Raw genomic sequence first — 10139 nt, 5'->3', positions numbered from 1 at the left:
TTATCCCCAAATTTCGTGGACATGTTTTTTCTTGAAAACGGCCGCGCGAGGTTGCAGCCACGGGGGAGAATCGAAGCCTGCTCATGAATGATGACGAGAACAACAAGGACACCCTCGATCCCCCGGCGGCCACGCGCCCGCAACACGGGCTGACGGGCCATGCTCTGATCGCGGATTACCTCAAGCGTCTCGACGGCTCGCCCGGCGTGTACCGGATGCTGAACGCGAAGGGCGAGGTGCTCTATGTGGGCAAGGCGCGCAACCTGAAGGCGCGGGTTTCGAACTATGCGCGGCCTTCGGGACACTCGGCACGGATCGCGCGGATGATCTTCGAGACCGCCTCGATGATGTTCCTCACGACGCGGACCGAGACCGAGGCGCTGCTGCTCGAGCAGAACCTGATCAAGCAGCTCAAGCCGCGCTACAACGTTCTCGCACGCGACGACAAGAGCTTCCCCAACATCCTGATCGCGACCGATCACCCCTACCCGATGATCAAGAAGCATCGCGGCGCGCGCAAAGAGAAGGGACATTACTTCGGCCCCTTCGCGAGCGCTGGCGCGGTGAACCGCACGCTGAACCAGCTGGAGCGGGTGTTCCTGCTGCGCAACTGCTCGGATTCGATGTTCGAGACCCGCACACGCCCCTGTCTCCAATACCAGATCAAACGCTGTTCGGGGCCTTGCGTCGGCAAGATCTCCGAGGAGGATTACGCAGCGCTGGTCGACGATGCGAAGCGCTTCCTGCAGGGCAAGTCCACCACGATCCAGCGCGAATTGGCGGAGCAGATGCAGCAAGCCTCGGACGATATGGAGTTCGAGCGCGCCGCTGCGCTCCGTGACCGGATCAAGGCGCTGACCAACGTGCAGCAAAGCCAGGGGATCAATCCTCGTACCACCGCCGAGGCCGATGTCATCGCGCTCCATCAGGAAGGCGGGCAGGCCTGTGTTCAGGTTTTCTTCATCCGCGCGAACCAGAGCTGGGGCAACCACGACTTCTACCCGAAGACCGGCTCCGGCGCCGAGGCGCCCGAAATCCTGCAGGCCTTCATCGCGCAGTTCTACACCAACCGCCCGCCGCCGAAGCTGATCCTGCTGTCGCACCCGGTCGAGGATGAGGAACTGGTAAGCGAATTCCTCTCCGAGCGCGCCGAGCGCAAGGTCGAGATCACCGTGCCGCAACGGGGCGAGAAAGCCGAACTCGTCGAGAACGCCGCGCGCAACGCCCGCGAGAGCCTCGGTCGGAAGATGTCAGAATCCGCGGCGCAGGCGAAGCTGCTGGCCGGCGTGGCCGAAGCTTTCGGGCTGGAGAAGCCACCGCAGCGGATCGAGGTCTACGACAACTCGCATATTCAGGGCGCGCATGCCGTGGGCGGGATGATCGTCGCGGGGCCGGAAGGATTCATCAAGAGCCAGTATCGTAAGTTCAACATCAAGAACGCCGACCTGACGCCGGGCGACGACTTCGGGATGATGAAAGAGGTACTGACGCGCCGCTTCACCCGCTTGCTGAAGGAAGACCCAGAGCGCAAATCCGAATCCTGGCCCGATCTGCTGCTCATCGACGGCGGCGCCGGGCAGGTCTCGGCGGTGCGCGAGATCATGGACGAGATGGGCGTGAGCGACGTCGCGATGGTCGGCGTCGCGAAGGGCGTCGACCGCGACCACGGCAAGGAAGAATTCCACCGTACCGGCCAGCGCCCGATCGCCCTGCCCCGGCAATCGCCGGTCCTCTATTACATCCAGCGCCTGCGCGACGAGGCGCACCGCTGGGCCATCGGGACGCACCGCGCGAAACGCGCCAAGGCGCAGATGGCGAACCCGCTGGATGAAATTCCGGGCATCGGCGCGGCCCGCAAACGCGCGCTGCTGGCGCATTTCGGCTCCGCCAAGGCGGTGAGCCGCGCGGCCCCGATCGATCTTATGGAGGTCGACGGCATTTCCGAGGCGATGGCCGAGACCATCCACAATTTCTTCAACGAGAAGGGCTGAGATGACCGATCACAGCCGCCACCCCCGCGCGCTGACCCGCGTGGCCGATCTCGAACGCGACGGTCTGACCGCCTCGGGGGCGCGCGTCGATCTGGAGCGCGTCGCCAAGGAATTCCGCATCCGCGTGACACCCGAGATGCGTGGGGCCATCGCCGATCCGACCGATCCGGTGGCCGCGCAATTCGTGCCCTCCGCGGCGGAGTTGGTGACCCGCCCCGAAGAAATGGAAGACCCCATCGGCGACGATGCCCATTCCCCAGCGCCCGGGCTGACGCATCGCTATCCGGACCGGGTGATCCTGCACATCACCAAGACCTGCGATGTTTATTGCCGCTTCTGCTTCCGCCGCGAGACGGTGGGGGAGAACGGGCCGCTGCCGGAAGACCAATTGACGCAGGCGCTCGACTATATCGCCGCGACCCCGGCCATTCGCGAGGTGATCCTGACCGGAGGCGATCCGCTGACGCTCTCGACGCGCAGGCTCGGCGCGGTGCTGGAGCGTCTTTCCGGCATCCCCCATCTCGACCAGGTCCGGCTCCACACCCGCGTTCCGGTCGTCGCGCCAGAGCGCATCACCGATCAGCTTTGCGCTCTGTTGCGCAATGCGCCTACTGCGTGGATCGTGCTGCATACCAACCACGCGCAGGAACTTACGCCTGTCGCTCGCGACGCCATCGCCCGACTTGTCGATCGCGGCATCCCAATGCTGTCGCAAACCGTACTGCTGCGGGGCATCAACGACAGTGCCGACGCGTTGGAGGGCCTGTTCCGCGCCCTGACCAAGCTGCGCGTCAAACCCTATTACCTGCACCATTGCGACCTCGCGCGCGGTACCTCGCATTTCCGCACCACCATCGCGGAAGGCCGCGCGCTGATGGCCGAGCTGCGCCGCCGCTGCTCGGGCACCATGCTGCCGACCTATGTGCTCGACATCCCCGGTGGGCATGGCAAAGTGCCGATCACGTCCGACCATTTCACGCCGGGGGACAGTCCCGGAGACTGGCATGTGACCGACCGACGCGGCACGGTGCATGCATATCGCGATCCCGCGACCCGTTAACGCGCCCTCTTCCGCTTTGCCAAGCACGCAGCTAGGTTGCCTCCCATGAAATGGACCCTTCCCAATATCCTGACCGTGCTCAGGCTCTTGGCTGCCCCGGGCGTGGCGGTCATGTTCCTCTATTTCTCGCGGCCCTGGGCCGACTGGCTGGCGCTCGCGCTGTTCATCGGCGCAGCAATCACCGACTGGTTCGATGGCTACCTTGCCCGGGCGTGGAAACAGGAGAGCCGCTTCGGCGCGATGCTCGACCCGATCGCAGACAAGGCGATGGTGGTGATCGCGCTTGTGGTGCTGACCGGCTACTCGGGCATGAACCCCTGGCTGATCCTGCCCGCCACCGTGATCCTGTTCCGCGAGGTCTTCGTCTCGGGGCTGCGCGAATTCCTCGGCGCGGATGCCGGGCGGCTGCGGGTGACCAAGCTCGCGAAGTGGAAAACGACCGCGCAGATGGTGGCGATCGCCGTGCTGTTCCTCGGCACCGGGCTCGCCTATCTCGAACAGGGTCAGGCCCCGCGCGCGGGGGAAGGTGATATCCGCATGGGGGCCACCCCCGCCGATGTCGCGACCCATGTGGGGCTTGCGCTGATCTGGATCGCCGCCGTGCTGACCGCGATCACCGGCTGGGACTATTTCCGCAAGGCCCTGCCCTATCTGAAGGAGCCGAGCCATGATTGACGTTCTCTATTTCGCATGGGTCCGCGAGCGGATCGGCCTGCCGAGGGAAAAGGTCGAGACCGAGGCAAAAACAGTGGCCGATCTGGTCGAGGAGCTGAAAGCGCGCGAGCCGCGCTACGAGGCGGCCTTTGCCGACGTCTCGGCGCTGCGGGTCGCGCTCGATCAGGATCTGGCAGAGTTCGATGCGCCGCTCGAAGGTGTGCGCGAGGTGGCCTTCTTCCCGCCGATGACGGGAGGCTGAGATGAAAGTCTCCGTTCAGGCCGAGCCCTTCGATCTGGGCGCAGAGCTTGCCGATTTCGGCACGGGCCGCGCGGATGTCGGCGCGGTCGTTAGCTTCACCGGCATCGTACGCGACGACACCGGCGCGATGGAGGCGCTGGAGCTGGAGCATTACCCCGGCATGACCGAGCGCGCGATCGCGGGTATCGTGGATCAGGCGGTCGAGCGTTGGTCCCTGTCGGACGTGACCGTGATCCACCGCCATGGACGTCTCGTCGTGGGCGAGCAAATCATGATGGTCGCCACCGCCGCACGCCACCGCGTCGCTGCCTTCGAGGCGGCCGAATTCCTGATGGATTACCTGAAATCCCGCGCGCCCTTCTGGAAGAAGGAACACGGGCCCGAAGGCACCTCCTGGGTCGCCGCGAAGGATGAGGATGAGGACGCGCTGAAACGCTGGTGATCAGTCGCCCAGCTTTGCGTGCACCTCGTCCAGATCGACCTCGCCCACCGGCATCTTGTTGTCCGGATCGTCGAAGTCGTATTGGAACAGCTGGAAATCCTTCTTGTAGATTTCCCAGATCAGGTGGCGCGACAGGTCGTCAAAATAATCGCTGACCTTATGCGCACGCTTCGGCCCGTGCCCTTCGGATTCGTTGAACCGCGGCACGTCGGCCAGATCGACCTTCACCGGCGTCTCGACCGCGTCGAGCACCGACTGCATCCCTTCGTTGAATTTCTCGGTGAAGAAGATGTTGTCGTAGCGCCCGCCGTTGACGATGAAGGTCGAGATATGGCCCGACATGGCCGACCAGTGAATGTCCGGCTCCATCGGGCGGCGCCAGCGGATCGTGTCGCGCGCGAACAGCAAGAAGCGGCGGAACGAGGCGATCTGGTCGAAATCGAAGTTATCTTCCGGCGAGCCGACCTCGATCCCGTATTTCTGCACCAGCTGCGGCACCAGATTTCCGCGATAGCGTTTGCCGTTGCGCTGGATGCCCGCGATCTTGTCGAAGAAGCTCGACAGGATGCGCTGATACGGGTTGCGAACGCAGGTGAAGGCGTAGCTTTTGTGCGCCACCACGTTCTCGGTGATCGGCGTCTGGCTTTCCTCCTGCGACCACTTATGCAGCCCGGTCTTGGAATCGTGGATATCGCCGTCGAAGAATTTCCCGTGGTCGGAATAGAACATGATCTGCCCGATGGAGGAGCAGGCGCATTTCGGCACGACGCGATACACCATGCTTTCGCTCTCGGTCATCCAGGTTCCGGGAAATCCCATTCAAAGCCCTCCAGAAGGTCGCGCACCCGTGAATGGGTGACGCAGACATAATAAATATCGAGTAAAGAGCAAAGAAACCCTGTCTTTTCAACGCTCATTCCGGCTAACAAGTCGGATAATACCAGCAAGTGACAGCGCATCGTTTCCCGTATGGCCCGAATCGCCTTTATTCTTCTGACCCATAAGGACCCGGACGGGATCATCGCTCAGGCGGAACGACTGACGCAGACCGGCGATTATGTGGCGATCCATTTCGATGCCCGCGCCAAACCAGAGCATTACCGCAAGCTGCGCAGCGCGCTCGATGCCAATCCCAATGTCACCTTCGCGAAAAAGCGCGTCAAATGCGGCTGGGGCGAATGGAGCCTCGTCGCCGCGACCTTGGAGGCGGTAAAAGCCGCCGTCGCCGATTTCCCGCGCGCCACGCATTTCTACATGCTCTCGGGCGATTGCATGCAGATCAAATCGGCCGAATACGCGCATGACTTTCTCGACGCAGAAGAGGTCGATTACATCGAAAGCTTCGACTTCTTTTCGTCTGGCTGGATCAAGACCGGGATGAAGGAGGACCGGCTGGTCTATCGCCACTGGTTCAACGAGCGCAATCAACCCAAGCGGTTCTACCTTGCCTACAACCTGCAGAAACGGCTGAAGCTGTCGCGCGAGGTGCCGCGCGATCTGCAGATGATGATCGGCTCGCAATGGTGGTGCCTGCGGCGGCGCACGATGGAGCAGGTGCTAGATTTCATCAAGGCGCGGCCCGATGTGATGCGGTTCTTCCGCACGACATGGATTCCGGACGAGACCTTCTTTCAGACCATCGTCCACCACCTGATCCCCGAGACCGAGATCCGCGCCCGGACGCTGACCTTCCTGATGTTCACCGATTACGGGATGCCGGCGAATTTCTACAACGACCATTACGACCTGCTACTCGCGCAGGATTACCTTTTCGCGCGCAAGATCAGCCCCGAGGCGAAGGACCTGAAGCAGCGTCTGGGCGAGCTGTGGACACGCGAGGGTGTCCAATTCGCCGTCTCGAACGAAGGCCGCGCGCTGCATCGCTTCCTGACCGGGCGCGGTCGCGTCGGCCGTCGCTTCGCACCGCGCTTCTGGGAGGCGGAGGCGACCTTGGGGCGCGAGCGCACGCTGACCCTGATCCTGTGCAAGAAATGGCATGTCGCGAAGCGGCTGGTGGCCGAGTTCCGCAAACGCTCCTCGATCCCCGCGCTCGATTACGTTTTCAACGAGATGGCCCCCCTGCCCGATCTCGGCGGCATCGAGACCAGCCCCGAAAAGCGCAACCGTCACCGCCGCGCCCTGATGCGGATGGTGTTCGACCATGAGAACGCCGACCGCATGGTGATCTGCGTCGATCCGGCCGAGCTTGACGTGATCGAGGATTTCACCCGCGACAAATGCCAGACCCGCATCCTCGAGATCGAGTGCCAGTTCTCCGACGACTATCTCAAGGGGCACGCGCAACGCGTGGGCCTCGCTGGGCATCATACGCCGCCGCAGGTGCTCGATCAGATGCTGCCGACGATCCGCGCCGACCTGCATCATGAATCCGAACGGCTCCGCGATGCCGAGTTCGAGAATTACGCGCTCATGCGCGAGGGCGGCGAGATCGAGGACAACGCACGCGCGCTGGCCCATGCGCTCGACATCCCCTCCGATATGGCGCAGGAATTGGCCGAACTCGACTACATCTTCCGCGACTGAGGAGAGAGGCCATGGCCTATACCTATGACGATCAGAACATCTTCGCCAAAATCCTGCGCGGCGAGATCCCGAACGACACCGTTCTGGAGACCGAGCATACGCTCGCCTTCCGCGACATCGCCCCGAAAGCGCCCGAGCATGTGCTGGTGATCCCGAAAGGCGCCTATGTCGCGCTCGATCATTTCTGCGCTGAAGCCAGCGATGCAGAGATCGTCGATTTCCACCGCACCGTGGCCGAGGTCTGCAAGATGACCGGCGCGAGCCCGGGCGAAGGCGGCGAGGGCTATCGCGGCATCACCAATGCGGGCGAGAATGGCGTGCAGGAAGTGCCGCATTACCACCTGCATATCCTCGCAGGTCGCCCGCTCGGGCCGATGCTGCTGATGCGTTAAGGCTGGCGGCGCGCCCTGATCCCGGGCGCGCCGGACAGGCTCAGATGAGCCCGCGCTCTGCGAACAGCGCCTTCACATCCACTTCCGGGCGCGCGCCATAATGGCCGATCACCTCGGCCGCCGCGGCGCAGCCCATCTTGCCCGCGGTCTCGAGGTTCTGCCCCGTCGCGTAGCCATAGAGGAAGCCCGCCGCGAACTGATCCCCCGCGCCCGTCGCATCGACCGGCACCACGCGCTTGACCGGAACCGTGGCACGCTCCTCGCCGCGGATCAGGATCACGTCGTCGCCCGAGCGGGTGCAGACCACCAGCTCGCATTCCTCGGCCGCCTGTTTCAGCGCCGCATCCAGATCGGTCTGGTAGAGCGATTCCCATTCGTGCTGGTTGCCGATCACGTAATCCATCTGGTCGCGCACCAGACGACGGAAATCGGCGCGGTGACGGTCGACGCAGAACGGGTCCGACAGCGCGATCCCCGCCTTGCCGCCGCCCCGGTGACAGCCCTGCGCCGCCTTCAGGAATGCGGCCTTCCCGTGATCCTTGTCGAAGAGATAGCCTTCGAGGAACAGAATCTGCGTGTTCTCCACCACTTCGAGGCTGACATCCTCTGTCGAGACCTCCGCCGAGATCCCCAGATAGGTGTTCATCGAACGCTCACCATCCGGCGTCACGAAGATCATCGAACGCGAGGTCGGCAGCTCGCCATCCTTCACCGGCGGGTTCGGGAAATCCGTGCCCTCGCCATGCAGAGCCGCCTCGTAGAAGCGCCCCAGCGTGTCGTCGCGCACCCGGCCGATAAAGGCGGTGGTCAGGCCGAGATTCCCCAGCCCCGCGATCGTGTTGCCGACCGAGCCGCCCGGCGCCTGCGTGCGTTCTTTCATCGCGCCGTACAGCGTTTCGCCGCGCTCGCGCTCGATCAGTTGCATGATGCCTTTCTCGATGCCCATATGCTCGAGAAAGCTGTCGTCGCATTGCGCGATCACGTCCACGACGGCATTGCCGATGCCGACGACCTGATACTGTTTCAAAGGTTTTTCTCCTCGTGTTTCACACGGTCTTTTCGTCGAACTGGCACAGATCCTTGATCGGACAGGCCTGACATTTGGGTTTGCGCGCCACGCAGATATAGCGACCGTGCAGGATCAGCCAGTGATGGGCGTGGCGCTGGTACTCGACGGGCACGTTGTCTTCGATGGCGCGCTCGACCGCGTCGACATCCTTGCCCGGGCAGATGCCGCTGCGATTGCCGACCCGGAATATATGCGTATCGACCGCCTGCGCGGGATGGCCGAACCACATGTTCAGCACGACATTCGCGGTCTTGCGCCCCACGCCCGGCAGCGATTGCAGCGCGGCACGCGAGGATGGCACCTCGCCGTTATACTGATCGACGAGGATCTGGCTCAGCTTGATGACGTTCTTCGCCTTCTGCCGAAAGAGACCGATCGTCTTGATATGCTCGGTCACGCCCTCAAGGCCCAGCTCCAGCATCTTCTCGGGCGTGTCGGCCACGGCGAAAAGCTTCCGCGTGGCCTTGTTCACGCCCGCATCGGTCGCCTGCGCCGACAGCGCCACGGCCACCACCAGCGTATAGGCGTTGACGTGCTCGAGCTCCCCCTTGGGATGGGGCTCGGAGGCTTCGAACCGCGCGAAGACCTCTTTCATCGTGGCATAATCGAATTGCTTGGCCATGCTTTCCTAATGCCCGCCACGCGCGCGAAGGGCAAGGCCACGCGAAAACCGCAGCTTTCGGGTCGCGCGCCTGCCGCCCGCGTCCTAGGATCGGGGAAAGCCCTAGAGGTGCGTGATGAACGACCACAGCGACATCGCCGACAGCTACCACTATCAGGTCATCGCCCGCGCGCTGGCCGAGATCGACGCGGCACAGGCGGCGGGCGAGTTGCTGACGCTCGAGGCGATCTCCGCGCGGCTCTCGATGAGCCCCGCGCATTTCCAGCGGCTGTTCTCTGCCTGGGTCGGGGTGTCGCCGAAACGCTACCAGCAATATCTGACGCTCGACTTCGTGCGCGAATTGCTGAGCCAGCGCCTGCCGCTCGACGAGGTGGCCGACCGTGCGGGACTGTCCGGCACGGGCCGTCTGCACGATCTGGTTCTGCGCTGGGAGGCGATGACGCCCGGCGCCTTCGCGCGTGGCGGAGAAGGTGTCGCGATCCGGTGGGGACGGTTCGACAGCCCCTTCGGCCCGGTGATCGCGATGGGCACGGATCGGGGGCTTTGCGGCATGGGCTTCACTGCCGAGATGGGCGAGCAGGAGACATTTGACGATCTCGCCCGCCGCTGGCCCGACGCCCGCTTCACCGAAGACCCCGAGCCGCTGCGCGCTTGGGTCGACGCCGCCTTCTCCCGCCATGGCGAGGCGAAGCTGACGCTGATCGGCGCGCCCTTCCAGATCAAGGTGTGGGAGGCGCTGCTCTCGATCCCCTCGGGACAGGTCACGACCTATTCCGACATCGCCGAGGCGATCGGCCACCCGAAAGCGGTCCGCGCCGTCGGCACCGCCGTAGGCCGCAACCCGATTTCCTTCCTGATTCCCTGCCACCGCGCCTTACGCAAATCGGGCGGATTGGGCGGCTATCACTGGGGTTTGGGCGTCAAACGCGCGATTCTGGGCTGGGAAGGCGCCCGCGCAGAGGCAGATTGAGCGTCGCTCCGCCGCTTCTACCGGCAGATGATGCGCGGAATTCCGCGCTTCGCGAAAAGGGCATGGAACCTGCGCGTTTTTTACGCGTATCTTCCGTCAAGCCTCGAAACATGGGGCGACCAGAGAAGGCAGA

11 protein-coding genes are annotated in these 10139 nt (G+C 63.7%); 8 read left to right on the top strand and 3 right to left on the bottom strand.

Going from position 1 to position 10139, the window contains the following annotated elements; translation table 11 throughout:
• The first annotated feature begins 83 nt into the window (after positions 1-83).
• Genes uvrC through B6V72_RS03905 form a run of 5 tightly spaced genes read left to right on the top strand, consistent with a single transcriptional unit; the run spans position 84 to position 4409 of the window.
• The gene (gene uvrC / locus B6V72_RS03925; protein WP_077701319.1) at positions 84-1991 is read left to right on the top strand and encodes an excinuclease ABC subunit UvrC; all 1908 of its coding nucleotides are present in this window, start codon (positions 84-86) and stop codon (positions 1989-1991) included.
• A 1-nt stretch (position 1992) separates the two neighbouring features.
• A complete protein-coding gene (locus B6V72_RS03920) occupies positions 1993-3051 on the top strand; it encodes a lysine-2,3-aminomutase-like protein (RefSeq protein ID WP_088734762.1) in 1059 nt (352 codons plus the stop codon).
• Positions 3052-3096: 45 nt separating this feature from the next.
• Positions 3097-3726, top strand: a complete 630-nt coding sequence (gene pgsA, locus B6V72_RS03915) for a CDP-diacylglycerol--glycerol-3-phosphate 3-phosphatidyltransferase (protein WP_075773912.1) — start codon at positions 3097-3099, stop codon at positions 3724-3726.
• The gene (moaD, locus tag B6V72_RS03910; protein ID WP_088719508.1) at positions 3719-3967 is read left to right on the top strand and encodes a molybdopterin converting factor subunit 1; all 249 of its coding nucleotides are present in this window, start codon (positions 3719-3721) and stop codon (positions 3965-3967) included. Before pgsA ends, moaD begins: the two co-directional genes overlap by 8 nt.
• A 1-nt stretch (position 3968) precedes the next feature.
• Positions 3969-4409, top strand: coding sequence for a molybdenum cofactor biosynthesis protein MoaE (locus B6V72_RS03905; protein ID WP_088725420.1), 441 nt, complete (start codon positions 3969-3971; stop codon positions 4407-4409).
• On the opposite strand, the gene B6V72_RS03900 is transcribed toward B6V72_RS03905, so the two are convergent.
• Complete coding sequence (locus tag B6V72_RS03900) at positions 4410-5228, bottom strand: sulfotransferase family protein (protein ID WP_088719506.1); 819 nt, start codon at positions 5226-5228, stop codon at positions 4410-4412.
• 150 nt (positions 5229-5378) lie between these two features.
• On the opposite strand from B6V72_RS03900, the gene B6V72_RS03895 reads away from it, so the two are divergent.
• Together B6V72_RS03895 and B6V72_RS03890 are read left to right on the top strand one after the other, a co-directional pair.
• Positions 5379-6953 carry a DUF5928 domain-containing protein gene (locus B6V72_RS03895; RefSeq protein WP_088734760.1) on the top strand — a complete coding sequence of 525 codons (1575 nt, stop codon included), beginning with the start codon at positions 5379-5381 and terminating at the stop codon, positions 6951-6953.
• 11 nt (positions 6954-6964) lie between these two features.
• Positions 6965-7345 carry an HIT domain-containing protein gene (locus B6V72_RS03890; protein WP_075773907.1) on the top strand — a complete coding sequence of 127 codons (381 nt, stop codon included), beginning with the start codon at positions 6965-6967 and terminating at the stop codon, positions 7343-7345.
• A 40-nt stretch (positions 7346-7385) separates the two neighbouring features.
• On the opposite strand, the gene B6V72_RS03885 is transcribed toward B6V72_RS03890, so the two are convergent.
• Entirely contained in the window at positions 7386-8372 is a 987-nt protein-coding gene (locus B6V72_RS03885; RefSeq protein ID WP_088722272.1) for an adenosine kinase, read from the bottom strand.
• Positions 8373-8391: 19 nt separating this feature from the next.
• Entirely contained in the window at positions 8392-9036 is a 645-nt protein-coding gene (gene nth / locus B6V72_RS03880; RefSeq protein ID WP_088719503.1) for an endonuclease III, read from the bottom strand.
• A 115-nt stretch (positions 9037-9151) separates the two neighbouring features.
• Between nth and B6V72_RS03875 the strand changes: the two genes are divergently transcribed.
• Positions 9152-10006 (top strand): methylated-DNA--[protein]-cysteine S-methyltransferase, encoded by an 855-nt coding sequence (locus B6V72_RS03875; protein WP_088734758.1) that lies wholly within the window; start codon positions 9152-9154, stop codon positions 10004-10006.
• The last annotated feature ends 133 nt before the right edge of the window (positions 10007-10139 follow it).

Source organism: Thioclava sp. F34-6 (genome assembly GCF_002213235.1).
GTDB classification, from domain to species: domain Bacteria; phylum Pseudomonadota; class Alphaproteobacteria; order Rhodobacterales; family Rhodobacteraceae; genus Thioclava; species Thioclava nitratireducens.
Note: the sequence above shows the minus strand (reverse complement) of the source record. Positions and strands in the feature narration are given on the sequence as shown.